The organism is Croceicoccus gelatinilyticus, assembly GCF_018398395.1.
Lineage (GTDB): Bacteria > Pseudomonadota > Alphaproteobacteria > Sphingomonadales > Sphingomonadaceae > Croceicoccus > Croceicoccus gelatinilyticus.
The window spans coordinates 1-24,240 of record NZ_JAHCBF010000001.1; the positions used below are offsets into that span (position 1 = coordinate 1).

General features: G+C 59.6%; 27 protein-coding genes and 1 pseudogene. 13 read left to right on the forward strand and 15 right to left on the reverse strand.

Translation table 11 applies throughout. The features are described 5' to 3' along the window. A pseudogene (locus KIH45_RS00005) lies at window positions 1-298 on the forward strand (IS21 family transposase); the annotation flags it as partial. Then, window positions 295-1,062, forward strand: a complete 768-nt coding sequence (gene istB, locus KIH45_RS00010) for an IS21-like element ISSsp5 family helper ATPase IstB (protein WP_007686288.1) — start codon at window positions 295-297, stop codon at window positions 1,060-1,062. The pseudogene KIH45_RS00005 and the gene istB, both read left to right, overlap by 4 nt. A gap of 3 nt (window positions 1,063-1,065) precedes the next feature. On the opposite strand, the gene gntA is transcribed toward istB, so the two are convergent. Next, a complete protein-coding gene (gene gntA, locus KIH45_RS00015) occupies window positions 1,066-1,668 on the reverse strand; it encodes a guanitoxin biosynthesis heme-dependent pre-guanitoxin N-hydroxylase GntA (RefSeq protein WP_420481915.1) in 603 nt (200 codons plus the stop codon). An 822-nt stretch (window positions 1,669-2,490) separates the two neighbouring features. Continuing rightward, the gene (locus KIH45_RS00020; RefSeq protein WP_337925370.1) at window positions 2,491-3,237 is read right to left on the reverse strand and encodes an MgtC/SapB family protein; all 747 of its coding nucleotides are present in this window, start codon (window positions 3,235-3,237) and stop codon (window positions 2,491-2,493) included. Here KIH45_RS00020 and KIH45_RS00025 point away from each other — a divergent pair. Both KIH45_RS00025 and KIH45_RS00030 read left to right on the forward strand, forming a co-directional pair. After that, window positions 3,190-3,831 carry a cytochrome c oxidase assembly protein gene (locus KIH45_RS00025; protein WP_213174632.1) on the forward strand — a complete coding sequence of 214 codons (642 nt, stop codon included), beginning with the start codon at window positions 3,190-3,192 and terminating at the stop codon, window positions 3,829-3,831. The genes KIH45_RS00020 and KIH45_RS00025 overlap by 48 nt on opposite strands. After that, window positions 3,828-4,478: a cytochrome b gene (locus tag KIH45_RS00030; protein ID WP_213173976.1), complete on the forward strand. Its 651-nt coding sequence runs from the start codon at window positions 3,828-3,830 to the stop codon at window positions 4,476-4,478. Before KIH45_RS00025 ends, KIH45_RS00030 begins: the two co-directional genes overlap by 4 nt. On the opposite strand, the gene KIH45_RS00035 is transcribed toward KIH45_RS00030, so the two are convergent. Then, on the reverse strand, window positions 4,402-5,070 hold the full coding sequence (locus tag KIH45_RS00035; RefSeq protein WP_213173977.1) for a c-type cytochrome: 669 nt from the start codon (window positions 5,068-5,070) through the stop codon (window positions 4,402-4,404). The genes KIH45_RS00030 and KIH45_RS00035 overlap by 77 nt on opposite strands. A gap of 107 nt (window positions 5,071-5,177) precedes the next feature. On the opposite strand from KIH45_RS00035, the gene KIH45_RS00040 reads away from it, so the two are divergent. From KIH45_RS00040 to KIH45_RS00065, 6 genes are read left to right on the forward strand one after another with little or no spacing between them, the layout of a single operon-like run. Next, the gene (locus tag KIH45_RS00040; protein WP_213173978.1) at window positions 5,178-5,543 is read left to right on the forward strand and encodes a c-type cytochrome; all 366 of its coding nucleotides are present in this window, start codon (window positions 5,178-5,180) and stop codon (window positions 5,541-5,543) included. Continuing rightward, entirely contained in the window at window positions 5,536-6,570 is a 1,035-nt protein-coding gene (locus tag KIH45_RS00045) for a cytochrome c oxidase subunit II (protein WP_213173979.1), read from the forward strand. The genes KIH45_RS00040 and KIH45_RS00045 overlap by 8 nt, the downstream gene beginning before the upstream one ends. Beyond that, on the forward strand, window positions 6,567-9,104 hold the full coding sequence (locus KIH45_RS00050; RefSeq protein WP_213173980.1) for a cbb3-type cytochrome c oxidase subunit I: 2,538 nt from the start codon (window positions 6,567-6,569) through the stop codon (window positions 9,102-9,104). The genes KIH45_RS00045 and KIH45_RS00050 overlap by 4 nt, the downstream gene beginning before the upstream one ends. Further along, window positions 9,097-9,399: a hypothetical protein gene (locus KIH45_RS00055; protein ID WP_213173981.1), complete on the forward strand. Its 303-nt coding sequence runs from the start codon at window positions 9,097-9,099 to the stop codon at window positions 9,397-9,399. The genes KIH45_RS00050 and KIH45_RS00055 overlap by 8 nt, the downstream gene beginning before the upstream one ends. Before the next feature lie 36 nt (window positions 9,400-9,435). After that, the gene (locus KIH45_RS00060; protein ID WP_213173982.1) at window positions 9,436-9,873 is read left to right on the forward strand and encodes a DUF2231 domain-containing protein; all 438 of its coding nucleotides are present in this window, start codon (window positions 9,436-9,438) and stop codon (window positions 9,871-9,873) included. Continuing rightward, window positions 9,870-11,204 (forward strand): PQQ-dependent sugar dehydrogenase, encoded by a 1,335-nt coding sequence (locus tag KIH45_RS00065; protein WP_213173983.1) that lies wholly within the window; start codon window positions 9,870-9,872, stop codon window positions 11,202-11,204. The genes KIH45_RS00060 and KIH45_RS00065 overlap by 4 nt, the downstream gene beginning before the upstream one ends. A 534-nt stretch (window positions 11,205-11,738) precedes the next feature. Here the strand turns inward: KIH45_RS00065 and KIH45_RS00070 are convergent. The 3 genes from KIH45_RS00070 to KIH45_RS00080 form a co-directional block, all read right to left on the reverse strand. Continuing rightward, complete coding sequence (locus KIH45_RS00070; RefSeq protein ID WP_213173984.1) at window positions 11,739-12,371, reverse strand: tyrosine-type recombinase/integrase; 633 nt, start codon at window positions 12,369-12,371, stop codon at window positions 11,739-11,741. 173 nt (window positions 12,372-12,544) lie between these two features. Continuing rightward, window positions 12,545-13,324, reverse strand: coding sequence for an SDR family oxidoreductase (locus tag KIH45_RS00075; RefSeq protein ID WP_213173985.1), 780 nt, complete (start codon window positions 13,322-13,324; stop codon window positions 12,545-12,547). Further along, the gene (locus KIH45_RS00080) at window positions 13,321-13,650 is read right to left on the reverse strand and encodes a nuclear transport factor 2 family protein (protein WP_213173986.1); all 330 of its coding nucleotides are present in this window, start codon (window positions 13,648-13,650) and stop codon (window positions 13,321-13,323) included. The genes KIH45_RS00075 and KIH45_RS00080 overlap by 4 nt, the downstream gene beginning before the upstream one ends. A 97-nt stretch (window positions 13,651-13,747) precedes the next feature. On the opposite strand from KIH45_RS00080, the gene KIH45_RS00085 reads away from it, so the two are divergent. Beyond that, window positions 13,748-14,647: a LysR family transcriptional regulator gene (locus KIH45_RS00085; RefSeq protein ID WP_213173987.1), complete on the forward strand. Its 900-nt coding sequence runs from the start codon at window positions 13,748-13,750 to the stop codon at window positions 14,645-14,647. A gap of 668 nt (window positions 14,648-15,315) precedes the next feature. Here the strand turns inward: KIH45_RS00085 and KIH45_RS00090 are convergent. From KIH45_RS00090 to KIH45_RS00115, 6 genes are all read right to left on the reverse strand, one after another. Then, window positions 15,316-15,516 carry a hypothetical protein gene (locus KIH45_RS00090; RefSeq protein ID WP_213173988.1) on the reverse strand — a complete coding sequence of 67 codons (201 nt, stop codon included), beginning with the start codon at window positions 15,514-15,516 and terminating at the stop codon, window positions 15,316-15,318. A gap of 660 nt (window positions 15,517-16,176) precedes the next feature. Beyond that, window positions 16,177-16,383 (reverse strand): hypothetical protein, encoded by a 207-nt coding sequence (locus tag KIH45_RS00095; RefSeq protein ID WP_213173989.1) that lies wholly within the window; start codon window positions 16,381-16,383, stop codon window positions 16,177-16,179. Between the two features lie 304 nt (window positions 16,384-16,687). Continuing rightward, a complete protein-coding gene (locus tag KIH45_RS00100) occupies window positions 16,688-17,680 on the reverse strand; it encodes a sensor histidine kinase (RefSeq protein WP_213173990.1) in 993 nt (330 codons plus the stop codon). 262 nt (window positions 17,681-17,942) lie between these two features. Further along, the gene (locus KIH45_RS00105; RefSeq protein ID WP_213173991.1) at window positions 17,943-18,119 is read right to left on the reverse strand and encodes a hypothetical protein; all 177 of its coding nucleotides are present in this window, start codon (window positions 18,117-18,119) and stop codon (window positions 17,943-17,945) included. A 339-nt stretch (window positions 18,120-18,458) separates the two neighbouring features. Next, window positions 18,459-18,884, reverse strand: a complete 426-nt coding sequence (cueR, locus tag KIH45_RS00110) for a Cu(I)-responsive transcriptional regulator (protein ID WP_213173992.1) — start codon at window positions 18,882-18,884, stop codon at window positions 18,459-18,461. Beyond that, window positions 18,881-21,211 carry a heavy metal translocating P-type ATPase gene (locus tag KIH45_RS00115; RefSeq protein ID WP_225899560.1) on the reverse strand — a complete coding sequence of 777 codons (2,331 nt, stop codon included), beginning with the start codon at window positions 21,209-21,211 and terminating at the stop codon, window positions 18,881-18,883. Before KIH45_RS00115 ends, cueR begins: the two co-directional genes overlap by 4 nt. Window positions 21,212-21,334: 123 nt before the next feature. Here KIH45_RS00115 and KIH45_RS00120 point away from each other — a divergent pair, with 123 nt between their 5' ends. Together KIH45_RS00120 and KIH45_RS00125 are read left to right on the forward strand one after the other, a co-directional pair. Then, window positions 21,335-21,571: a hypothetical protein gene (locus tag KIH45_RS00120; RefSeq protein ID WP_213173994.1), complete on the forward strand. Its 237-nt coding sequence runs from the start codon at window positions 21,335-21,337 to the stop codon at window positions 21,569-21,571. 169 nt (window positions 21,572-21,740) lie between these two features. After that, the gene (locus tag KIH45_RS00125; protein WP_213173995.1) at window positions 21,741-23,126 is read left to right on the forward strand and encodes a class II fumarate hydratase; all 1,386 of its coding nucleotides are present in this window, start codon (window positions 21,741-21,743) and stop codon (window positions 23,124-23,126) included. Window positions 23,127-23,232: 106 nt separating this feature from the next. Here the strand turns inward: KIH45_RS00125 and KIH45_RS00130 are convergent, their stop codons facing one another. The 3 genes from KIH45_RS00130 to KIH45_RS00140 all read right to left on the reverse strand — a co-directional run bounded on the left by KIH45_RS00130 (window position 23,233) and on the right by KIH45_RS00140 (window position 24,187). Next, window positions 23,233-23,718, reverse strand: coding sequence for an MgtC/SapB family protein (locus KIH45_RS00130; protein WP_213173996.1), 486 nt, complete (start codon window positions 23,716-23,718; stop codon window positions 23,233-23,235). Window positions 23,719-23,727: 9 nt separating this feature from the next. Next, window positions 23,728-23,916 (reverse strand): DUF3008 family protein, encoded by a 189-nt coding sequence (locus tag KIH45_RS00135; protein WP_213173997.1) that lies wholly within the window; start codon window positions 23,914-23,916, stop codon window positions 23,728-23,730. Window positions 23,917-23,998: 82 nt separating this feature from the next. Continuing rightward, window positions 23,999-24,187, reverse strand: a complete 189-nt coding sequence (locus KIH45_RS00140) for a hypothetical protein (RefSeq protein ID WP_213173998.1) — start codon at window positions 24,185-24,187, stop codon at window positions 23,999-24,001. Between the last annotated feature and the right edge of the window lie 53 nt (window positions 24,188-24,240).

Below are 24,240 nucleotides of genomic sequence, written 5' to 3' on the forward strand. Positions count from 1 at the left end.
GACACTGCAGCGGTTGATGGAAGGGCGCATGCACAAACATGGCAGGCGCGAATATGTGCAGGTACTGCGCCTGCTGGAAACGTTCACCCTCGCCGATCTCCAGGCGGCGGTCGAACAGGCCATCGATCTTGGCGCCATCGGCTTCGATGCCGTCAAGCACCTCGTCCTGTGCCGGATCGAACGCGTACCGCCCAGGCTGGACCTGGACGTCTATCCCTTCCTGCCACGCACCACGGTCGAGAAGACCTTTGCCAGAGCCTATCTGAGCCTGCTCTCCGACCGGCAGGAGGCCGCATGAGCGATCAGGCCCCGGAGATCCTTCTCGCTCACCATCTCAAGGCGCTCAAGCTGCCTACGTGCCTGCGTGAGCATCACAAGCTCGCGCGGCAATGTGCCGCTGAAGGCGTCGATCATATCCGCTTCCTCGCCCGCCTCGTCGAGATGGAAATGATCGACAGGGAGCGTCGCATGGTCGAGCGGCGCATCAAGGCCGCGCGCTTCCCCGCCGTCAAAAGCCTCGACAGCTTCGACTTCGCCGCCATCCCCAGGCTCAACAAGATGCAGGTGCTCGAGATGGCGCGCTGCGAGTGGATCGAGCGGCGTGAGAACGCCATCGCTCTGGGGCCATCAGGCACCGGAAAGACGCACGTAGCGTTGGGGCTCGGACTGGCAGCATGCCAGAAAGGACTGTCGGTGGGCTTCACCACCGCGGCAGCGCTGGTCAGCGAAATGATGGAGGCCCGCGACGAGCGCCGTCTTCTGCGCTTCCAGAAGCAGATGGCCGGATACAAGCTGCTCATCATCGACGAACTGGGCTTTGTGCCGCTCTCCAAGACCGGCGCCGAACTGTTGTTCGAGCTGATCTCCCAGCGTTACGAACGCGGCTCCACCTTCATCACCAGCAACCTGCCCTTCGACGAATGGACCGAAACCTTCGGATCTGAGCGTCTCACAGGCGCGCTCCTCGATCGCCTGACCCATCACGTCAGCATCCTCGAGATGAACGGCGAAAGCTATCGCCTCGCGCACAGCCGGGCCCGCAAGGCCAAAACCAGACCCTGAAAATTACACCAATGCCGGGGGGAGTGGCCCTCGGGCTACGCCCTCACGCCACTCCCCCCGGCATGTAACACGATGGCCTGGTTTTACGCCGCCGAATGGCCGACTTTTGCTCCGCCGTTGACACAGATTGAACACCAATGCGGGCCGTTCGAATCTGCGGGCGGGCCTGCTAGCGCGCGGATGCATTCCTACGACAAAGAAAGCCTCTCCACCAAAACTCAGCGAAAAATGCGGATCGTTTGGATCAGGACTGACACGATTGTCATAGGGCTGCTCAAGCCAAGCATCCTTATCGGCAAGCGACTGGATGCGCTCCCACATCGCTGCTTCGAAACTCCTTTCGTCGAGATCCTCGTTCTCCTTGAAAATAAAGGCGAGGGAGCGAAACAGTCCCGGATCATTCTGATAATCAAATGACCAATCCAGCAATTCGCGATGTATGCGCACATCGTCCCAATTGCTTGTCATTGACCGGCAGACGCTAACCTTTAGCGTCCCTTTCGAAAGCGCGCTTTTCGCTCCCACACAAGGAAAGTCGCGATCTCGAATGAAATCCTCGAATTGGGTAGCAATTTTACGATCTATGTCGGCTGTCATCAGCATCATCCCAATTACTGGCCCAAGGCCATTATTTAAAATCCCTCCAATTCAAAATGTTCCGGGGCATTGCGCCGTATTTTTTCTGAGATTAGCGACTGGCGGCCATGCCTAGGCGTTGAAGTGCGCGACGATTGATGGATGAAGTGGGCCGTCAAAATCCAATCGATCCAGACCTGCCCGGTTCAACACGTGCAGGGGCCCAATCGCGCCGATCCAAACTACCCCTCGGATTCCAGCCAGCGAAGCGTGTAGTCGTTCATTCAATTTGCAAGCATGTACGGTGAGATCAACGATCCGAACCGTTGTGAATACGCCGCGCGCCAACGAAAGCTCTGCAGGCAATGTAATCGCGGGCATGTGCGGCCTCCTAGGGATCGAAAATTGCTTCGTTTTGTCAGATTTGGAAATCTGCGCTAACCGGCCTATCTTTCCACTAACGATGGTCAAATGCACCTTCTACAGAGCCCGTTCAAAGAACGTTTAGTCGTGCGGAAATAGTTTCTATCTAGAGATGAGCGTGTTCTTCTCAGCTCTCCTCAAGTGATTACCGGTTTCATCGAGATATGAATAACGGCGCACTGAGAAATGAGGGGCATGTGTGGAAGACCCTTGCGGCGCAAAAGCCTTTATTTAGCGAATAGCACTGGTCGGGCGCATCCATATGTTCGCAGCAGGCGCAATCTGTGGCATGCGCCGCACACGATTACACCCGCCATCATAGGCGAGGCTCCTTTAATCGCTTTGGTGCGTTTGCTGCATAGTGCTGCAAATACGCGTCCATCTAGAGCCGCGCGTGTTCTTCTTCGCCCTCTCAAGGGGCTATCGGTTTCACCGGCTGGTCGAGCGATTGGCGGATTTCTCGGTGCGGGCAACCTTGTCGAGCTTGCGGTCTCTGTCTTTGGATTCGACCACACGGAGGATCGTGAGCATGATCAGGCTTATCGCCGCAGCGATAGCGACAAGCGGCCATTGCGCGGCGCCGCAGGCGATGCCAATTACCGCCGCGAGCCACAGATGCGCGGCGGTGGTAAGGTTGTGCACCTGGCCCTTGCTGAACACGATCAGCCCGGCACCGACAATCCCTATGAAAGCGCCCGCAGCCTCGTAGACGCGCAAAGGGTCCATGCGCTGCCCGCCCAGTTCGTTATAAAGCGCCACGATCGAAACGGTCATCGAGGCGGCGGAAAAGCATATTAGGCCATGTGTTCGCATACCTGCGGCATGGCCTCGCAATTCTCGGTCAAGTCCCAGCAACAACCCGATGATTGCTGCAACGCCCAGACGCGACAGGAGGTCCCAGTCGAACCAGTGAACCAGAACGGGGTCATTGAGCTCCATCGCCTTCTCCTCGCAGCAGGAGTCAAGCGCATGATGGCCATGGAAAGTTCCGGAACCCTGCGGCACAACTGCGCATTTCTCCGATGCATGCAACGCGTGAGGTGATATTTGCCAAAATGGCTGCCCTATTGCGGTGAAGCACCGCTCCCTGCGGAATGGCTCTCGCGCTGGAATCTGGCTCCAGAGCTTATGCTTCTCGTGGCCGGACTCCTCGCGGCGATCTATTTTCAACGGCATCGGTTGCGCGTAGGTCCAGCGATCGGGGCGGTGGGCTTGATTGGCTGTCTCTACATTAGCCCTTTTTGTGCCCTCGGTTCAGCGTTGTTTGCCGTTCGGATCGTGCATGATGTGGTGCTTGTGTCGGTGCTCGCCCCACTTGTCGTGGCGGCACTTCGACTCGAGCGTCTGGCGATTCACGGATCGCTGGTAGGCTGGACCGTGATCCATGTGCTGACTTTCTGGCTGTGGCACGCACCGCCGTTCTACGAAGCAGCTATGAGTAGCGATGCAACGTTTTGGGCGATGCAGGTGAGCATAGTTGCTACCGCCTCTTTATGGTGGGTCAAAGTGTTCCGCGCACCTGCCCCTGCCGCCGCCACCGTGCTGCTCGCGACAATGGTCGCGATGGGATCGCTGGGGGCCCTGCTCACATTCGCCCATCGCGCCCTTTACGCGCCGCATTGGCTAACCACACAGGACTGGGGCCTATCTCCGCTGGAGGATCAACAGATCGCCGGCATCATCATGTGGGCGCCAGGGAGCCTCGTCTATCTCCTCGCCGCGCTCACGATCGTCTATCGCTCTCTTGGTACGCGGGCCGCAACCATATGAAGTTGCATCGCCTCGTCCGCAAATGGGCTCAAAGCTATACGAGGAGCGGCAAATATTCGCCGGTCGGCGTATGGTTTCATTGGCTCATGGCCGCGCTAGTGCTGTACCAACTTGCCTCTGGTTGGCTCATGTCGCGCTATCCCGTCGGTGGAAGCAAGCTTGCCACTTACGAGTTACATAGCGAGCTAGGCCTGTCGATCCTGTTACTCGCTATCCTGCGCTTCGCCTGGCGGCTGTTCGTTCCTAATCCGATAAACGACGCCCAAGCTCCGGAATGGCAACAAACAGCCTCCCATCTGACGCAATATCTGTTCTACGGCCTGTTTGCCATGTTGCCATTGTCCGGTTGGGCGATGTGGTCGGCGATCCAACCTGTCGAGCCGCTCCGGATCGGGGGGGTGATCGCGATCCCGCCGATGCCATTCCACACCCTTTCGCCCGCCTGGCAGTTCCAAGTGCTCGATTGGGCAGAGAGCCTGCATGTGCTCGGCGTCGTTGGTCTGAGCCTGCTCGTGCCGCTGCATGTGGGGGCAGCGTTCAAGCACCATTTCTGGGACCGCGACGATGTAGTCAGGGGCATTCTACCAGAAATCCGGGACGATGAGACCGCCCCGGACCATACGCAATATACCCCGCGAGTGGGCTGATCTCGTTGTCTCGCAGTTTGCCGGCAGCATCATGCATGACCTTCAGCGGATCGCCGAACCGCTCGCCCGTGCGCCAGCGACGCAGTTGTTCAGCGGTGTAGGCGGCGCTTTGTCCGACCAGCGAGGGGTTGCCGGCGCCGACGCCTTCGCCCTCCTCGCCATGGCAAGACGCACATGAGGCGAGATCGCGATCGGGAATGCCGTTGTGATAGATCGTGGCCGCATCGCCGAACGTGCAGATGTCAGCATCGTTGCCGCGTTCGGTGTCCGGAATCGGCATTCCGGCATAGAATGTCGAGACCGCCAGCCGGTCCGCGTCGTCCAGCCGACTGGCAAACCAAGTCATTTGCGGATGACGCCGCTGACCATCAGCATAGAAGCCCAGCTGCCGGACGAGGTAGCCCGCATCGATCCCCGCGATCCGCGGCACCAAGGCGCCATCTCCGCCACCATCAAGTCCGTGGCAGGTGTGGCATGCCGCCTGCGGACCGGCGTCGCCGCCCGACAGCGCAATAAGCTCCCCCGTCTCGTCGAAGCGACTGTCGACCGGCGCGGGATTGCACGAGGTGAGCGAACCAATGGCAGCGATCAACGGGAACGGGCGGAAAAGCATCGTCTGGCCGGAACGAATGTGGGGTTTGTCAGGTTCCCATAAGGATGAGGAGTGCGGAGCATCGGGATCTGCGTAACAGGACAATCATGATCGTCATGGCCCTTTCCGCCTGCGTCACACTTGTAGCGTGTAAGGAGCCGGTCGAGACGCGGCGAGAGCCGACTAACGATATGAAGGCGCGCGGATTGGCGGCGATTGAGCGCGCGGGCTGTGGATCGTGCCACAAAATTCCTGGGCTGGACTGGCCCGCGGGGCGGCTCGGACCATCGCTTGAGGGTTTTGACGATGTCGGCCTGATTGCGGGGGCGCTTCCCAACAGGCCCGACGTACTCGCCGCCTTCATCCGCAACGCGCCCGGCGTGAAGCCCGGCTCGACCATGCCACCGATGCCGGTGAGCGCGAGCGAGGCGGAGGATATCGCTGCTTATCTCTACGGCATCGACCATGATTGACGCGCTCTGGGGATGGCCGCCGCCAGTGCTCGATCCGGCGGGCCCCTATTCCGCCAAGGTGACTACACTTTCTTGGTCGTTGTTCGCGCTGGGGCTGGTCGTCACTGCGATCGTAGTTGCCGCGCTCTATGTCGCGATCAAGGGGCCGGACAGGTGGAAAGCAAAGCTGGGCGGCGAGCGCGCTATATGGCTGGGCGGCGTTGCGTTTCCCGGCGTGGTGCTAACCGGTCTGCTTATCTGGGGCCTGACACTTACCGCGAGCCTTACCGAGTCAATCCGTGGCGACGAGATGCGGATTCGCGTGACTGGCGAGATGTGGTGGTTCCGGGTCCAGTATCTCGACGCGGACGGCAGCGTCGCGATGGAGGATGCCAACGAGATTCATATCCCGGTTGGAGTACCGGTGGTGCTCGAACTCGAGAGCGCCGACGTGATTCACAGTTTCTGGGTGCCGCATCTGTCGGGAAAAAAGGATATGATCCCCGGCCGCCGCACGCTGCTCAGGATCGAGGCGGACAGGGCAGGGGAGTTCGGCGGGGTTTGCGCCGAATATTGCGGCGGGCAACACGCGCTAATGGGCTTCGTCACCGTCGCACATGATCGCCAGGAATGGAATGTATGGTTGGCCGGGCGCAGGGCCGGGGCCGCACAAGCGGCAGCGTCGCCCGCATCCGCGTCTGAGGGAGCTTCACCATATCCCGGCGACGCCGATGCCTATCCAACCGAAGCGGAGTTGCTTGAGCAATACGATCCCCGGGCGGGCTATCGGTTGTTCATGGATAGCGGCTGCGCGGCTTGTCATCGGATCGCAGGCTCTGATGCCAACGGACTTGCTGGCCCCGACCTTACATATGTAGGATCGCGCCGAACCCTGGGTGCGGGAATCCTGGCCAATAATCGGGGCACGATGGTGGGCTGGATCGGCGATAGCCAGTCCCTCAAGCCGGGCAATCGCATGCCCAGTTACGATGTGCTGACCGCGAAGGAACTGGGTCATATCGCCGCATTTCTGGAGCTGCAGCGGTGAGGTCCGAAACGGGTTTCGATCCCGCTCTTTACGATCGCTTCCCGACCGAAAAACGTCCGGACGGAGAAGTCGAGGAACTCGAAAGAATCTGGGCCGCGCCGAAGGGGTGGGCGCGTCTGACCGCGGTCAACAACAATTATGTCGGCTTCTGGTATGTTGTCACCGCCTTCGGGTTTTTCCTCGCGGCGGGCGTGCTGGCTCTGGGGATGCGGGTGCAGCTAGCCGCACCGATGCAGGATTTCCTTGGCGTCGATACCTACAACCAGTTCTTTACCATGCACGGAACGGTGATGATGTTCCTGTTCGCGGTGCCGATGGTGGAGGCGATCGGGATCATGTTGTTGCCTCAGATGCTGGCAGCGCGCGACTTGCCGTTCCCTCGCTTGTCTGCCTTCGCTTACTGGGCGTACTTCGTCGGCGGCACGATGTTTTTCCTGTCGCTGTTCGTCGGCTTAGCGCCCGATGGCGGGTGGTTCATGTATCCACCGCTTACCAGTATCGCCTTCAGCCCAGGCATCAACACCGATTTCTGGTTGCTCGGCATCGGTTTCATCGAGATCTCGGCTATTGCCGGGGCGATCGAGATCATCGTCGGCGTGCTGCGCACCCGCGCGCCAGGCATGACACTCGACAAGATGCCGATGTTCGCCTGGGCCATGCTGGTGTTCGCGGTGATGATCGTAGTCGCCTTTCCAAGCGTTATACTCTGCACGATGCTGCTGGAAATAGAGCGGGCCTTCAACTGGCCGTTCTTCGACGCTTTGCGCGGCGGCGATCCGATGCTCTGGCAGCACCTGTTCTGGTTCTTTGGCCATCCGGAAGTCTACATCATTTTCATCCCCGCCGCCGGCCTGATGAGCATGATGGTGGCCGTGGTCGCCAGGGTGCCGCTGGTGGGATATCGCCTTAACGTGCTGGCGCTGGTCGCGACCGGCTTCATCAGCTTCGGAGTCTGGGCACACCACATGTTCGCCACCGACATGCCACGCGTTTCCGCCGGATATTTCAGCGCTGCGAGTATGGCGGTGAGTCTGCCTGCCGGTATCCAGGTGTTCTGCTGGATTGCGACCCTCGCCAGCGGAAAGATCAAGTGGACGACGCCTGCTCTCTTCGTTGTCGGCAGCGTGCTGATCTTCACCATGGGCGGGCTTACAGGCGTGATGGTCGGCATGGTGCCGTTCGACTGGCAGGCCCACGATACCTACTTCATCGTCGCGCACCTCCATTACGTGCTGATGGGGGGGATGGTGTTCCCGATGTTCGCCGCCTTCTATCACTGGCACGGGATGACCAGCAGTCGGAGGCTGTCGGAGCGGGTGGGGAAATGGGTGTTCGGCCTCATGTTCGCCGGGCTCCACATCACCTTTTTCCCGATGCATCTGACAGGGCTAATGGGGATGCCGCGCCGAGTTTACACCTATCTGCCGGGCCGCGACCTCGACCTGCTTAATCTGGTTTCAACGGTGGGCGCTTTCGTGATGGCGGCTGGCATTTTGCTTTTCCTCGTCGACCTGGCGCGACGCTTCCGCTTCACCACCGATAACGACGTCGGCAACATCTATGGCGGCGGCACGCTCGAATGGTTGCCGACCGGGCTCTATTCGACCCGCTCGATCCCGCTGGTCACCTCGCGCGAGCCGTTATGGGATCGCCCCGAGATTTCTCGGGAGGTCGCAGATGGCCGTTACTTTCTTCCCAACTCTGCAACCGGCCAGCGCGAGACGCTGATCACATCGACCGTCATGGCCGAGCCGCAATATGTTCAGCTAATGCCCGGTCCATCGCCCTGGCCACTGGCGGCGGCGGTGTTCACCGCTCTGTTCTTCCTCTCGCTGACAGTGCAGGCCTATGCGTTTGCGGTGTTCTGCGGACTGGTCGCAATCGTCAGCACATTGCGCTGGATGTGGGAGACCGATCGTCCAATCAAGCAGGAATGCGCCGATATCGGGGGCGGGATCAAGGTGCCGATCGCGATCACCGGTCCGCAAAGCCACGGTTGGTGGGCCTTGAACACGCTCATGGTGGTCATCGGCATGATCGGCTTCATGGCGGTTTTTGCCTATCTCTATCTCTATGGCATCAATCCAGAGGTCTGGAGTGCGCCGCCGCCGCTGGGTGAGACCGCGCTGATTCTTGGCATCGAGGCGCTGGCGCTGCTCTCGGCGTGGGGCGGACGGCGCTTTCTTGCCACCAAAGAAGGCCGCCTGGCAGAGGATTTGCCATGGATGTTCGAGGCGCTGGCCGCCGCGCTGCTGGTCGGCGCACTCTATCTTGACGTCACCGGCTGGCTCGCCACCGGGCTAGAGCCGACTGCCAACGGCATGGGCGCAACCGTGTTCATGCTTGCGGTGCTGCAAGGCCACGTCGTAATTGTTTCCGTCATCATGGCAATTTACCTAGCCTTCCGCGAAGCACGCGGGATCATGACTACGCCGACCAACGTCACCATGGACATAGTTGCGCGCTTCGTGATGTTCTGCGCCTTTCAGGGCATAGTCTTTACTGTACTGCCGCGAGTGTTTCCGGGTGGATGAACGCGACGCCATCGAATCTGGTGAACCGATCGATAGGCCTCCGATCTATCGTATCGTGCTGATCGCCTTTCTCGTCTGGTCTTCCCATTTCATCGTGAGCTACGGTGCGGCTCTGATATTTCCCGAGCAGGCGATCGCCCGCTGGATTGCCGGTGCCGCAATGCTGCTCGCCTTTGCCGCCCTAGTCGTAAGGGCGCGGCGGCCCGGCTGGATGCGCGATCCCATGGCGCTCGGCGCGCTGGGTCTCGCGCTGGCGGGCATAATTTTCGGCACCTTACCCGCCGTCGTCGGTTAGTCCTCAAAAGGTCGCGGCATTCAGAGGAGAGACACCATGGATCGCACAGTCACGCGTGCACGAAGTTTCGCCAATCCGCTCCATGCGACCCTGCTTGCCTTTCCGGTGGCGCTTTTTCCTTCCGCGCTTCTGTCGGACCTCACCTATTGGAGAACCGCGGAAATCCAGTGGACGAATTTCTCCTCCTGGTTGATCGCAGGGGCCGACGTATTTGCGGGCCTGGTGTGCGCTTGGGCGCTCATTGGCCTGTTCGTCGGGCGGGCGCGGCATAGCAGGGGACGCGGGACAATCTATTTCGTAGTGGTCGCGGCGATGTTCGTCCTTGGCGTGCTCAATGCCTTCCAGCATGCGCGTGACGGCTGGCATTCGGTCGGACCGATGGGCCTTGTGCTCTCAACGCTCTGCACCATTCTTGCCTTGGTCGCGGCCCTCCTCGCCTATGGCGGAACTTTCTCGGTGGAGAAACGCGCATGAATCGGCTCGCCATCGTTGCTATACCGCTCACTGTTGCGCTGACTGCGTGCCAAGCTGCCAGCGAACCCGACATCGACCAGACGGGCAATAGCCCCGACCTGCCGGAACAGAACGACGCGTTGATCCCCGCAATGAAAATTCCGACGCCCGAAGCTTGGGGCGACGAATTGCCGGTCGTGCCGGACGGCTACACTGTCAGCGCCATTGCCAAGGATCTGAAGATCCCGCGCCAGACGCTTGTGCTGCCCAATGGCGACATCTTGGTGGCGGAAGGATCGGGCGGCAAGGCGCCCAAATTGCGGCCTAAGGACGTGATAGCGGGCTGGATCAAGCAGCGCGGTAAGAGCTCAGTCGAAGGCGGCGATCGTATTACGCTGCTGCGCGACAGCGACGGTGACGGCCAGACTGACCTCCAGACCACTTTCATCGAAGGGCTCGACGCACCCTATGGCCTCGCGTTCGTCGACGGTACCCTATATGTCGCCAATCAGGGCAGTCTGGTGAGCTTCGCCTACACCGAGGGTGCAACCAAAATCACAGGAACGGGCGCCGAGGTCACCAAACTTCCCGCCAAAGTCAACCACCACTGGACCAAGGCGTTGACTGCCAGTCCCGACGGCTCGAAGCTTTATGTCGGAATTGGCTCCAACAGCAATGTCGGTGAACGCGGCATGGATGTTGAGGAAGACCGAGCTGTAATCTGGGAGATCGACCGTGAAAGCGGCGCGAGCCGCATCTTTGCCTCGGGAATCCGCAATCCTACCGCTCTGGCCTTTGATCCTTGGTCCGACCGGTTGTGGGCGGTCGTCAACGAGCGCGACGAGCTAGGCCCACAGCTGGTGCCGGACTATCTCACGTCGGTTCGCGACGGCGGATTCTACGGCTGGCCCTACAGCTATTACGGCCAGCACGTCGACCCCCGTATTCAGCCGCAGCGGCCAGATCTGGTGCGAAAGGCGATTTCTCCCGACTATGCGCTCGGTTCACACGTCGCGGCCCTAGGCGTCGATTTCACGACCGGAGGTAGCTTCGGCGAACGGTTCGGCGCAGGCGCCTTCGTAGGTATGCACGGCAGCTGGAACCGGGCCGATCCGTCGGGCTACAAAGTCGTATTTGTGCCGTTCAGCGGCGGCCACCCCAACGGTAAGCCGATCGATCTTATCACCGGCTTTCTAAAGGACGGTAAGGCACGCGGACGCCCGGTCGGCGTAACCTACGATGCGGCGCGCAGTGTGCTATTGGTGGCGGACGACGTTTCCAACACGGTTTGGCGCGTCGCTCCGCGTCGGGTGCCACGTACGAATCCGACCCCTTCCGTGCCACTTGAGTAAATGAGACCGTGGCACCGACCGTCGACAAAGCGGGCTACCGCAACTGATTTGTTACGCTGAAATCATCCAAAACGGCACAGTTCAAAGGGCTTGGGCTACGGGAGAGCGGACGCAAACGTCAGTCTACTATAGCGGGGAGCTATACGAGCAAGTCTTTGGCGACCTCGAGTCCGAAAGGATGCTAGAGGAGGGGCGCTCGGCGCGCATCCGCAGCTTGTGGCAGCGCTAGAACACTTTCTGTCTTGCCTAAAGCGGCTTGATGCCTGGATAGAGGCGCGTGTTGACACGTGGAGTGGGGTAAAGGCCAAGCGATACCGACAGGCGTAGCCGAAATCTTCGCCGCTAGAGGTTGGGACGAGGCCCAATCTGCGGGCAGAGCATTGGCGGCGGTTGCGTCAGAAGCGGGCTTCAGCAGCAAGGACTTTAAATTCCTGCGGTGAATGACAGCTGCCCACCTCAAGTCGGCCGATCAGTGGGATGTGAGAGAACGCCTGGAAGCGGTCGATGAGATCTGCCGAGCGACCGCTTCTTTGGCTAGATTTCAGTTCGCTCCGCTAAGAGCAAAGCGTCTTCGACGTCGACGCCCAAATAGCGTACAGTGTTTTCGATCTTCGTGTGGCCGAGCAGGATCTGGATCGCTCGGATGTTTCCCGTCGCGCGGTAAATCATCGCCGCCTTCGTCCGGCGCAACGAATGCGTACCGTATTCTGCCTTCCGCAGTCCGATCGCAGTAACCCATTCATCGACTAGGCGTGCATACTGTCGAGTGCTCATATGGCCAGAGTGGTCGATACGGCTTGGGAATAGATAATCACCAATCGAACCGCCTCGACGTTCCAGCCACGCTAGCAATGTCGCTCGCACGTCGGCAGTCAGCTCGAACTGGACTGGACGGTTGGTCTTTTGCTGAATGACGGTTGCCCGATTCCGAACTTCGACGCCCGCAACCACATCGCCGATCTTGATTTTTACCAGATCACAGCCCCGCAGTTTGCTGTCGATCGCGAGATCGAAAAGGGCCTTGTCCCTCAGTCGTCCTTCGCGATCGAGATGAAAGCGGATCGCCCAGATCTGCTTCTGTGTCAGTGGTCGCTTAGTTCCGACATTCTTGCCAGCATTCCAAGCCGGACGATGCCGAGTTGAGGCATCAAAATGTGAGTATCCCATTGCATTTCTCCTCGGCCCAAATGGCCGAAGAGATAACGCTCAGAATGTCGCTGCTTGGGCCGGTAGCGGACTCTCAGCTTGCGGTTAGTTTTCGCTCGAAGCGGCCATTTCTGCCCTGGCGCGGGCAGAAAATGGGCGAGGGCACTCTCTTGATGATGCCATTCTTAGGCATCTCATGCGGTCGGGACAGTTCCGCCATCGATGACATACTCGGTGCCCGTGATCGTGCTAGCACGATCGGAAGCGAGGAATGCGATCAGGCTGGCGATCTCCTCAGGCTGGGAGGGTCGTCCGATCGGCACGCCTCCAAGGGACTGCATGATCATCTTCCTGCCCGCGGCGATGTCGCTACCATGCTCGGTTGCAAGACGCTTGGCCAGTTCGACTGAAGCCTCGGTTTCGATCCACCCTGGCGAGACGCGCACCACGCGCACGCCCGCCGGTGCAACCTGCTTGGACAGGCTCTTGCTATAGGTCGAGAGCGCCGCCTTGGCGGCCGCATATGCGGTCGTCGCGTCCGGCAGGGGCAACTCGCGCTGGATCGAGGTTACATGGATCACGACCCCGGATCCGCGCGTGACCATCGCCGGGACCAGAGCGCGATCGAGGCGGACGGCGGGCATGAGGTTGAGGTCGATCTCGGCTCGCCATTGTGCCTCGTCCAGCGCTTCGAACCCGCCCGCAGGGGCGGACGAACCGCCGAGCATGTGGACTATGATGTCGACTCCTTCGAACCTTTCGAGAACCGCTTCTACGACTGCGTCACACCCTTCCGCATGGGAGAGATCGGCGGCGATGAAACCGTCGGCCTCCATATCCGACGGTGCGTGCCGGGCCGTAGTGAGCAAGGATGCGCCAAGCTCCCGTAAGAGTTCGACCGTGGCCTTGCCCGCGCCTCGCGTTCCGGAGGTTACGAGCGCGCGCTTGCCTGCGAGATCGAGAAAGGGCCTCATGGCACGATCTCCAGTTGCGCGATTTTGTCTCCATCGATGATGAAGCGATATCGCAAGTCCACCGGACTGCCGGGGAAATTGCCGACCAGGTGGCTGGTGACGACGATGCGGCCTACTTCCTTGGTCAGCGCAAATGGTTCTACGGTATACGAGTATTCGGTGGACGCGTGGGCAATCCAGTGCCGAATCGCTTCGCGCCCCTCATAAGTGTTACCCTCGTCGATCACGGTCGCGTCGGTTGCGAAGCATTGCGCCAGCGCCTGCGCATCGCCTTTTCTGTCGGCTGCGAAATAGGCCGCGATCGCGTGCGGTAGCTCGATAGCCATAGTTGTGCTCCTCTAGTCTGGAGTTCCTCTCCTACCGGCTTGCCTCCATGCCGATAATCAGGATAGTTCGGGATGAGTTATTTTAAAGATCCGGACAATGGCACGTTACACCCTCAGCGATTTCGACGCGGTTCTGGCGGTCGGCAGGCTTGGCTCTTTCCGGGCCGCAGCTCTCGATCTGGGGATCTCGACCAGCGCGCTCAGCAGCGCCATTGCAAAGCTCGAGGCGCAGCTGGGCGTGCGCCTGTTCAATCGCACCACGCGCAGCGTGGCTCTGACCGAAGCCGGGCGCAGGTTCGTCGATGAGCTCGGCCCGGCCGTGCGCGACATCGGGCAGGCGCTCGATGCCGTTCGGTCCCAGCAAACTACCCCCTCGGGGACCCTTCGGATCAACACGTTCGCCACCGCAGGCCGAGAGGTGCTGGAGCCGCTCGTGCTGGAATATCTCCGCCGCTTTCCCGAAGTGAGGATCGATCTCGTCACCGAAGGCAAGCTGGTCGATATCGTCAAACAGGGCTTCGACTTCGGCGTTCGCAGCGAACACCTTGTGCCAAGCGACATGATCGCGATCCCGCTGACCGCGCCGAGGCGATACGCCGTGGTCGGCACCTCGGACTATTTCGAAGCCAATCCGCCGCCCCGGGTGCCGGCCGACCTGCTGCGCCATTCGTGCATTCGCACCCGCCTACCGAACGGAGCGATCTTCCGCTGGCGGTTCGAAGCCGGCGGAGAGCCGGTCCAGATCGATGTCGATGGCCCGATCACGCTCGACGAGGCGAGCCTGGCGCGCATCACGGCCCTGCAATCCGTCGGCATCGGCTTCTTCATGGAAACCGACGTAAGAGAGGATATTGCGGCCGGGCGTCTGGTCCGCGTGCTCGAGGACTGGACGCCTCCGCTCTCGCCGCTGTGTCTTTACTATCCCAGCCGCCGCAACCCGCCTGCGGCTTTCCGTCTCCTGGTCGACTTGGCGAGGGAATTGTCTCGGACTAGATAACGACTACCAATATTGGGCCGCTTGCAGACAGTCTGCTTTTTGGGTCTTATGTGGACAATGCAGCCATTAGAGCTCAAGCCGTCCGAAGCGACATTCAAACCCCTAGTCAAACGGTCCCGGGAGGCGCATATTCCGGCCCAGCGCCAGTCCCTAGGCCTCTTTGGGGAGAGTCCATACGTTCCAATTCTGGCGGAACATCTTCGGATATGCAGTCCGGGTAACACCTTCCTTCCCGGCTTGGCCTTCCGCAGACAATAGGGGCGTTTGCCGGGGGCTTAGGCTCCCGGCAGATCGCCAAAAGCCACGAAGATCATGATAACTTGGCTGGCGCATTAATGCTGCACGCTTCGGATGGCTGCTGCAGCATATATCCGAAGTCTATCGGCAATATCGACCCTGCTTTCGTTCTCGGCATATCGCGCGAGCGTGAAAAACATGGCTTGCACTTCATCGCGTGCTTCAAGGGATGCAGGTCCAAAGCCAACATGCCGGGCGAGAAGCCTGATTACCGTATCGCCCAAGGCATCTGTTATCGTTTCGACCAAGTCAGGGGGCTGTCAGAGCAATTCGCTAGTCCGTTGTCCATTCGAGCGCGACCCCTGCCAAAACAACAGAAATTGGCATGCTTGGTTCCATGGCCAGCTTGAGCCATGGCGCCCAGCGATCGATCAGCCATGGATCTCCCACAAGTTATCGCGATCGCGGGACAGGTGACAGAGAAGGTGGTCGCCGCGCCATAGCTCGAACCACTTCCCTGGCGGCTCGGCCATGAGTTGGGCCAGCGCACCTGCGGCGCTGTCCGCTTCGAACTCGATATCTTCATCCACGTCGAGTGCGTCGTCGTGGTAGTGCAAGTGGAACTGGGTCACGTCATCCCTCCAGCGGCTTGTGCGATGCTGCGGCATCCTCCCCGATGGGCCGAGCAAGTCACGGCATCCACTCGGGTCTGCTCCTCGTCGAGGGTGTAACTCCTCGGCCCTGCTGAGCGCGTGTGGGGGGTGTGCCCAATGAACAGGGGGGGATCGTCCATCAAGCCAGGCGCCCAACAATGCTATCATAGCACAGCGTGCCTCGAAGCGCCTGCCCGATTGCCATGCAAGCGACCAATGGAGGCGTATTCGGGATGGAGGCGTAGCTCGATATCCGAAGTCTGGGCAGAGGTTATGGGACGCTTTCCGCTTCAGTTTTCCAAAGTTATGCAAAATACATAACTTTTCATCGCAAATCTTCAGCTTAGACGTCAAAAAAGCACCACAAGTTCAATGGCTTGATGCGCCATTGCGCTTAGCGCTTGTTTTTGCCACGCAAAGCTAAATGACAATTAAACAGATACGGCTGATCAACCACAAATTTTGCGTACCGCCCGCTCGATTTCGTAACTCGACATTAACGATGGCACGCTAAACTGGACTTCGAAGCTAGCCATTACTGCCAGTCGTAAGTTTCCGCTCACGGCTGGCATTTTTCTTTGGGGCTGCGGGGGCTTTTTGGTGTGGCGAAGTTCCGGAGATGTCAGTGCGGCCTCTCAGTCATCCGACGAGACTGACCATCCAGTTTCCTCCAGCCTTGGCCGGCGGATACATGACGCAGACGCGCCTACCCTCACTCCATAGCGACACAGGTTGTTGTCCGCTGAGATCTTTGGCTTGCGACATGGCCTGCGCGACGCCGTCAGAATGAAAGCTGATCGTCGCCAGTTCTGGGTTGGCGTCAAATTTGACGGTGTAACTGGCCATACCCTCTCCGCATGATTTTTGAAGGCGCGACCCGAACTTGGAACAAGTGGGGATTAAAGGTCGCGCCCCATGTACGATCCTACATCACATGCTGCGAATGCGAAGAAAATAGTGTGATGAAACATCAGCAGTTTGGGGGAGATAAGAGAAGGCGGCCTCTGCAAGCCGCCTTCCCGAGGACATCGCTCAGGCGGGCCGGCAGGTCCTCTCGGCGCCCTAACGGCCAAAGAAGAGCACCTGTCCAGCAAGCGACCGAACTCATGCAGCAGTTCCCTGCCAAAGAAGCGGTGCCGTGCCCTTGAGATCAGGTAGTCGAAACGTCTTCGCCGGATTTGCCGATGAAGATACGGCATTCGATGCCGTTCTGCGCGAAATCCATTTCAACCGTTCCGTAGGACGCTATGGCTTGGGTGATCAGCGTCGATCCGAACCCACTCCCGCTCTGCCGACCGACTGTGGGCCCTCCACGCTCGGTCCAGATGATCTCCGTGCCATTTGAGATCCCCGCTATCTGAACCTTCACAGTCCCTGTCTCGTTCGACAGAGCTCCATGTCTCATCGCATTCATGAGCAGCTCATGGAAGATGAGGGTTAGTCCCTGGCCCACTGCATTTTTCAGGATCGGGTCGGCTGTCGGCCAGATGACGACCCTCTCCTGTAAGCCTGAGAAGGCTGCCAACTCGTTCCGCAAGATCGAGCTCGCGCTCATTGCAGCGAAGTCTCCCGTGGCAAGGAGTTGGTGGCTTCGAGCCAGGGCGCTCACTCTTCCCTCGAGCGATTTTGCGAAAGTCTCGGTGCTGCTCGCTTTCGAAGCCGAAAGGCTGATCATGGCCTTGATCATGGCGAGCATGTTGCGAACCCTGTGGTTGAGTTCGTTCGTGATGAGCTGGAGACGTGCCTCATTACGCTTCGTGTCGGTGATGTCGATCACCTGGCCGATCAGCTTGGTGATGCCCCCCTTGGCATCGAGCAAGGGGCGTCCAGCTGCACTGATCCAGCGCCTCTCACCAGTTACAGTCTTTATTTGGCATTCGAACTTCCATTCCCGTTTGCCGGCAATCGCTGCCTGCTGGAGTTCATCGACTCTCGTTCGATCGCCATCGACGACGTGGTGCAGGAAGCCGTCGTAGGTCCATTCGGCCAATGGCTCAGTGTATCCGAATATCAGGTCGTGGGCGCGGTTCCTGATGGCCTTCCCAGTTTTCAAGTCGAGTTCCCAGATGCCCACGTGCCCGGTCTCTATGACAAGGCGCAGGTGTTCGGCACTAAGCTCATCGAAAGGCTGGATGTCGGGCATCTGGTCTTTTCGGGTAGCGGACGGGCGCAATTCTCCCGCCAGTTCCGGATCATACGGGTCCTACCCGTAACCTAGCACGGGCAACACTCGTTCCCGCAGGAGCCAAATTTTCAAGGGGCTCTCCTCAAGGGATGCGCAATTCCAGAAGTGCACGAGAAATCGTGCTACAATGGAGGGGTAAGATCGCGAGACTGGAGTCGCGGCACTCCTCTCTTGGCGATTGTAAGATTCCAAAGGATCGCCTCGGATGCGCCGGTACCAATTACAGATCGCTGGCCAGCAAGGACGCAGCGCGCGCCTTGCCGATTTCGAGTGCGAAACCCGAGCGGACGCCTTGTCTGTTGTGGGCAGGCTCAGCCTGCTGGCTCGTGCCGAGCTTTGGCAGGACGAGTTCTATATCTGCACTATCGCTCAGGACGACCTCTGTCGGGTTAGCCATGGCCATGACAATCGGTGCTGATCTGCCGGCGACAGATCGGTAGGCAGCGCATCTAGATGGGAGCAGCAATCGAGTTCCATTTTGAGACAGGCTGGCAGTTGAACCCGCACAACCATCGTCGGCAGTCTTGCGCTGTGGTACACCTAGCCGGGTAGCGACCAACTACACCCGAAGCCCCCAAGTGCAACACGGCCAGCACTTGGGGGCTTCTGGCGTTTTGCGAGAGGGAGATTGAGCTGTTTATGGGCCGTTTGCTGCCTATCCGCTTTTTTAGGTGCCGTCATAGCGAAAGCCGCCATTCTGCAGCCGACCGGTTGCGAACGTCGGCGCCACCAAAAATCAATCATCTTCGGCAAACTCGAAAGTCATCGCCGTTCTTTCGCCCGACATGCTGTCGATGATCGGGCATTCGGGCCTGTCGTCACCATGACAGGTGCGGGCAAGGTGGACGAGGCTCGCTCGCATGGCGGCCAGCGCCTCTACCTTGCGGCCCAGTTCGTCAGCCTTGGCCAGCGCCAGCGCTTTGACCTCTGCACTGGCGCGATGTTCATCGCTCCACAGTTCGAGCAGTTCGCCGATCTCCTCGATCGAAAAGCCGAGGTCGCGGGCATTGGCGATGAACCGGAGGCGGTTGACGTCTGCAACCGAATAATCGCGATAACCGCTGTCGCGGCGCAGCGGCGCGGGGATCAGACCGATCTTTTCGTAGTGCCGGATCATCCGCTGCGACACGCCGGTGCGCTGAGCTGCATCACCGATGTTCATAGCTTTACCGCTTTCAGCCGCAGCGAATTGCCGATCACGCTGACAGACGAAAGCGACATCGCCGCCGCCGCGATCACGGGTGACAGCAATATGCCGAAATGCGGATAAAGTACGCCTGCCGCCACCGGCACGCCCAGCGCGTTATAGCCAAAGGCGAAGACAAGGTTCTGGCGGATGTTCGACATGACCTTGCCACTCAGCGTCCTGGCGCGGGCGATTCCGGTTAGCTCGCCGCCCAGCAGCGTGATCCCCGCGCTTTCGATAGCGACATCGGTGCCCGATCCCATGGCGATGCCGACGTCCGCTGCGGCAAGCGCCGGGGCGTCGTTCACTCCGTCGCCCGCCATGGCGACGACATGCCCCTCTGCGCGCAGCCGTTCGACCACCGCGCTCTTGCGATCGGGCAAGACATCGGCCTCGACCTCGTCGATGCCGAGCGACCGTGCCACCGCCTCTGCCGTAGTGCGGTTATCGCCGGTCAGCATCAGCACGCGAATACCCTCGGCGCGTAGGGCCTTTATCGCGGCAGGCGTGGTCGCCTTTACCGCATCGGCGATGGCAATGACTGCAGCGACCTTACCATCGACGGCCATCAATATCGCACTGGCGCCATCCTGCCGGAGGTGATCGGCGTCTGGCGCCGCCGCATCGGGATCTACGTCGCTTTCCCTAAGGAAGGTCACATTGCCGAGCAGAACCCGGCTGCCATCGACCGTAGCGCTCGCGCCCTTGCCGCTGGGGGAATCGAAGTCGCTGGCTTTGGGCGCAGCAATGTCGCGCCGCGCCGCTTCAGCCATGATCGCCTGCGCGAGCGGGTGCTCGGATGCCTGCTCGACCCCTGCTGCAAGGCGAAGCGCCTCCTCCTCCGCCAGATCGCCCAATGTCACGATGCGGGTGACCGAAGGCTTGCCCTCGGTTAGCGTGCCAGTCTTGTCGACCACCAGCGTGTCGACCTTCTCCATCCGCTCCAGCGCCTCGGCATTCTTGACCAAAATACCTTCCTCTGCCCCGCGCCCGACGCCGACCATGATCGACATCGGGGTGGCAAGGCCAAGCGCGCAGGGGCAGGCGATGATCAGCACCGCCACCGCCGCGACCAGCGCATGGGCAAGGCGCGGTTCGGGGCCCCATAGGCTCCACGCCGCAAAGGCGAGCAGTGCCACGAAGAGGATGAGCGGCACGAACCAGCCCGCCACCTTGTCGGCCAACCGCTGGATCGGTGCGCGCGAGCGTTGGGCCTGCGCCACCATCTGCACGATCCGCGACAATAGCGTCTCGCTGCCTAGCTTTTCTGCGACCATCACCAACGATCCGGTGGTGTTGATCGTGCCGCCAATCACCGGGTCTCCGGCCTGTTTGGAAACCGGCATGGATTCGCCAGTCACCATGGATTCGTCGATGGCGGAATTGCCCTCTGCCACCGTCCCGTCGACCGGGATCTTTTCACCCGGCCGGATGCGCAGGCGATCGCCAACCTGCAGTTCGTCCAGCGCGACTTCCTCGTCGCCATCGGCGCCGATCCGGCGCGCGGTACGCGGCGCGAGGCTGAGCAGCGCCTTCAACGCGCCAGAGGTTCGTTCGCGGGCGCGCAGTTCGAGAACCTGGCCCAAGAGGACCAGCACGGTAATGACCGCCGCCGCTTCGAAATAGACCGCGACCGTGCCGTCGGCACTGCGGAAAGCATCGGGGAACAGGCCGGGCGCAAGCGTGGCCACCATGGAATAGGACCACGCCACCCCTGTCCCCAGCGCGATCAGTGTGAACATGTTGAGATTGCGCGTGGCGACCGATGCCGCCGCCCGCGTAAAGAACGGCCAGCCAGCCCACAGCACCACCGGTGTCGCTAGCGCCAGTTGCACCCAGACAGAGACATCCGCCGGCACCAGATGGTGGATTGCGGGAAACACATGCCCACCCATCTCCAGCAGGAAAACCGGCAGGGCCAGCGCAATGCCGATCCAGAACCGGCGCGTCATGTCGACCAGTTCCTCGTTCGGACCGGCATCGGGGTCGACCATCTCGGGCTCCAGAGCCATGCCGCAGATCGGGCACGATCCCGGATGATCCTGCCGCACCTCGGGGTGCATTGGGCAGGTCCAGATCGCGCCTTCGGGGGCGGGCTCTTCGCCCGCCTGGTTCAACCAGCGATCTGGATCTTCAACAAAACGCGCGGCGCAGCGGGCGCTGCAGAAATGATAGTCGTGCCCGCCATGCGTGGTATGATGCGCGGTCGCCTGCGGATCGACCTTCATCCCGCATACGGGATCAGTGACCTGCGCGCTGCCTGCCGCGGCATGATCGTGGTGACAGTGCTGATGCTTTTCCATCGGCTTATTCTCCTTGCCGATAGGACAAATAAAGCCTGACATCATGTCAGGGTCAAGAGGGAAGGAACTTGGAACCGATACGCGCCGAGCTCGTTATTTAATTAGCACAGAAAGGATTGAGCCATGTTACTGAAGTTGCTCGGAACAGGGCTTCTCGGCTTTGTTGGATATCGCTATTTTGTGCGCCATCAGGACGGTGACCACGCCGCTTTTGCCAGTGGTCAGCCAAAAGGCAGCCACATGGATGTTCGCGATGCGGGGCCAAATGCGATGCGTGATGGATCCGGGCGCGAATGGACCGAAACTGACGAGGATTTAGATGAATCCTTTCCGGCAAGTGATCCGCCGGGGGGCTACTAGTTCCTTAGGTCGCCGGTTGCAGTCGAGTCGCCGGTTGTAGTCGATTGGACTGCACGGAACTTAGGATGAGACCCATTTTGGCGTTTGCATCTGCCAAACACATTCACTCGAATGCAGGTCGTCTGCGGTTGTGCATGACTGTGTTGCGACGGGAAGCGTGAGTAGCGAAATGACCGAAACACGCACCGAAACTGACAGCATCGGCGCGATCGAGGTTCCTGCCAGCGCGTATTGGGGCGCACAAACGCAACGTAGCCTCGAAAACTTCCCCTTTCCAACGCATCAGCGAATGCCGATCCAGATCGTGCACGCACAAGCGGCAGTCAAACAAGCTGCGGCGAGGGTCAACCGCAAGCATGGTCTGGATGATGACTTGGCAACTGCGATCGACGCCGCTGCAATGAAAATCCGTGCTGGCGATTACGATGACCAATTCCCGCTAACGATCTTCCAGACCGGCAGCGGCACACAGACTAACATGAATGTGAACGAGGTCATTGCCGGAATTGCCAATGAGAAATTGGTCGGACTTAAAGGCGGGAAAAAACCGGTCCACCCAAACGATCATGTCAACAAATCGCAGAGTTCGAATGACAGTTTTCCGACTGCATTGCACATCGCCGTGGTTCTTGAAGCTTACCAGACGCTTATGCCGGCGATCGATGCTCTTTACTCCGCGCTTGATCGCAAGGCCCGTTCATTCGCGGATATCGTCAAGATCGGACGCACACATGCACAAGACGCAACACCCCTGACGCTGGGCCAGGAGTTCTCCGGCTATGCCGCTCAAATAGCGAGTTGCAAGACGCGTATCAAAGTTTCGCTCGATCAAGACCTGCGGGTTTTGGCCATAGGCGGCACCGCGGTGGGCACGGGGCTTAATGCGCCGGAAGGTTGGCGTGAAGACATGGTCGCGATGCTATCCCAAATCAGCGGACAACAATTTCGTGCTGCTGAAAACTCGTTCGCTCAACTCGCGGCCAAGGATGGGCTGATTTCGTTTTCAGGCACCCTAAACACACTGGCGGTAGCTCTGAACAAAATAGCGAATGACATCCGTTTGCTCGCTTCCGGACCGCGCTCCGGTCTGGGTGAACTGACATTGCCGGCTAACGAGCCTGGCAGTTCGATCATGCCTGGCAAAGTGAATCCTACGCAGGTCGAAATGTTGACGATGGTCGCGGCACAGGTGATCGGAAACCATCATGTGGCGACAATTGGCGGAATGCAGGGGCAATTCGAACTGAACACGTTCATGCCTATCATCGGGGCCAACGTGCTGCATTCGCTTGAGCTTTTGTCCGTCGGCATCACCAGCTTCGCACATCGCTGTATAGAGGGGATTGAAGCGAACGAGGATCGCATTGCAGAGCTGGTGGAGCGCTCGCTCATGCTCGTAACAGCTTTAGCGCCCGAGGTCGGTTACGATGATGCTGCAAAGATCGCGAAGCACGCGTTGGAGAATGGTCAGACCCTGAAAGAGGCAGCACTAGCGCTCGACTTGGTCGATCCAGAAACGTTCGACCGTCTCGTTAGGCCTGACAAGATGGTCTGATGCATCCTGCCTTTTGGATCGCATATCGCCGCAGCTCGGCCGCCATCTGATTGCAAACCGTGTCAGGCCATCGCCGAATACATGGAGCTGGTTGATGTCGACTTTTCTAGCAATCTGGACGCTCCGGTTTTTCAAGGTGCCGATCTGCGGTCTTGTCTTCTACAAACCGCAATAGTGTAAGCATCACGAGGCTGATGATCGACGCAATCACCACGAGTGGCCATTGGCCCGCTCCGGCTGCGATACCAATCGTCGCTGCCAGCCATAAGTGAGCCGCCGTAGTCAGATTGTGCACCTGCCCTCTGCTGAAAACGATCAACCCGGCACCGATTATGCCGATAAACGCTCCCGTCGCTTCGTAAATTCGCAGAAGGTCGAGGCGACCGGCATCAGTAGAATTCCAGAGACCGATCGCCGAAATCGTCATTGCGGAGGCTGTAAAACATACGATGCCATGCGTCCGAACGCCCGCCGCGTGCCCTCGCAGTTCACGGTCCAGCCCCAAGAGCAGCCCCAGACAGGACGCGATGCCAAGCCGGGACAGCAAGTCGGAATCCAGCCAACCAGCAAGCGTTGGTGCATTCAGCTCCACCGCTCTGGCCTAGCTGTTACTCGCGTGCTCAGGCTTGCCTTTGCGCGATGTTTTCGCAAAGTCTTCAAGTTCATCTTCGGTCATGGAATCGAACATCTGCCTGGCGGAGCCCTTTAGTTCGCTTTTGCCCATCTCTCCGCGTTTGGCTGCCAAGGCCGCTCCTGCAGCTTGCTGTTGTGCTTTTGATTTTGCAGGCATGGCTGCTCTCCATTATTGTTTTAAATCGTTAATTCTCAATCTGATAGAGACGCCGCCGTCTCCAATTAGCCATGGGTCAGCCTCAGCACGATCCGGCTGCAGCCCCTTTCTCGAGTTCCTGCATATCGGCTTCCAGCTTCATGATGTTTGCCTCCAGCCTAGAAATGTCGGCCTTATCTCCAATCTCGCGGGCGGCCTTAAGCATCTCGAGGGCCTGATCACGATACTGTGCCAGCGCCTCCAGCATCCTACGGTTTTTCCCGAATGGCATGAATGACTTCCTTTTGAATTTGCGGCGAGGGTGCAGCGCCAGTTGCGCGGCTC

Excerpts from the sequence above, each read along its gene's own strand:
- KIH45_RS00100 (WP_213173990.1), bottom strand. The coding sequence starts at position 17,680 with ATGCCCGACATCCAGCCTTTCGATGAGCTTAGTGCCGAACACCTGCGC.
- KIH45_RS00140 (WP_213173998.1), bottom strand. The coding sequence starts at position 24,187 with ATGCCATTCGGGAAAAACCGTAGGATGCTGGAGGCGCTGGCACAGTAT.
- cueR (WP_213173992.1), bottom strand. The coding sequence starts at position 18,884 with ATGAACATCGGTGATGCAGCTCAGCGCACCGGCGTGTCGCAGCGGATG.
- KIH45_RS00075 (WP_213173985.1), bottom strand. The coding sequence starts at position 13,324 with ATGAGGCCCTTTCTCGATCTCGCAGGCAAGCGCGCGCTCGTAACCTCC.
- KIH45_RS00115 (WP_225899560.1), bottom strand. The coding sequence starts at position 21,211 with ATGGAAAAGCATCAGCACTGTCACCACGATCATGCCGCGGCAGGCAGC.
- KIH45_RS00080 (WP_213173986.1), bottom strand. The coding sequence starts at position 13,650 with ATGGCTATCGAGCTACCGCACGCGATCGCGGCCTATTTCGCAGCCGAC.
- KIH45_RS00065 (WP_213173983.1), top strand. The coding sequence starts at position 9,870 with ATGAATCGGCTCGCCATCGTTGCTATACCGCTCACTGTTGCGCTGACT.
- KIH45_RS00105 (WP_213173991.1), bottom strand. The coding sequence starts at position 18,119 with ATGGCTAACCCGACAGAGGTCGTCCTGAGCGATAGTGCAGATATAGAA.
- KIH45_RS00085 (WP_213173987.1), top strand. The coding sequence starts at position 13,748 with ATGGCACGTTACACCCTCAGCGATTTCGACGCGGTTCTGGCGGTCGGC.
- KIH45_RS00030 (WP_213173976.1), top strand. The coding sequence starts at position 3,828 with ATGAAGTTGCATCGCCTCGTCCGCAAATGGGCTCAAAGCTATACGAGG.
- istB (WP_007686288.1), top strand. The coding sequence starts at position 295 with ATGAGCGATCAGGCCCCGGAGATCCTTCTCGCTCACCATCTCAAGGCG.
- KIH45_RS00125 (WP_213173995.1), top strand. The coding sequence starts at position 21,741 with ATGACCGAAACACGCACCGAAACTGACAGCATCGGCGCGATCGAGGTT.
- KIH45_RS00025 (WP_213174632.1), top strand. The coding sequence starts at position 3,190 with ATGCTTCTCGTGGCCGGACTCCTCGCGGCGATCTATTTTCAACGGCAT.
- KIH45_RS00095 (WP_213173989.1), bottom strand. The coding sequence starts at position 16,383 with ATGGCCAGTTACACCGTCAAATTTGACGCCAACCCAGAACTGGCGACG.
- KIH45_RS00135 (WP_213173997.1), bottom strand. The coding sequence starts at position 23,916 with ATGCCTGCAAAATCAAAAGCACAACAGCAAGCTGCAGGAGCGGCCTTG.
- gntA (WP_420481915.1), bottom strand. The coding sequence starts at position 1,668 with ATGATGCTGATGACAGCCGACATAGATCGTAAAATTGCTACCCAATTC.
- KIH45_RS00060 (WP_213173982.1), top strand. The coding sequence starts at position 9,436 with ATGGATCGCACAGTCACGCGTGCACGAAGTTTCGCCAATCCGCTCCAT.
- KIH45_RS00070 (WP_213173984.1), bottom strand. The coding sequence starts at position 12,371 with ATGGGATACTCACATTTTGATGCCTCAACTCGGCATCGTCCGGCTTGG.
- KIH45_RS00040 (WP_213173978.1), top strand. The coding sequence starts at position 5,178 with ATGATCGTCATGGCCCTTTCCGCCTGCGTCACACTTGTAGCGTGTAAG.
- KIH45_RS00045 (WP_213173979.1), top strand. The coding sequence starts at position 5,536 with ATGATTGACGCGCTCTGGGGATGGCCGCCGCCAGTGCTCGATCCGGCG.
- KIH45_RS00120 (WP_213173994.1), top strand. The coding sequence starts at position 21,335 with ATGTTACTGAAGTTGCTCGGAACAGGGCTTCTCGGCTTTGTTGGATAT.
- KIH45_RS00020 (WP_337925370.1), bottom strand. The coding sequence starts at position 3,237 with ATGCCGTTGAAAATAGATCGCCGCGAGGAGTCCGGCCACGAGAAGCAT.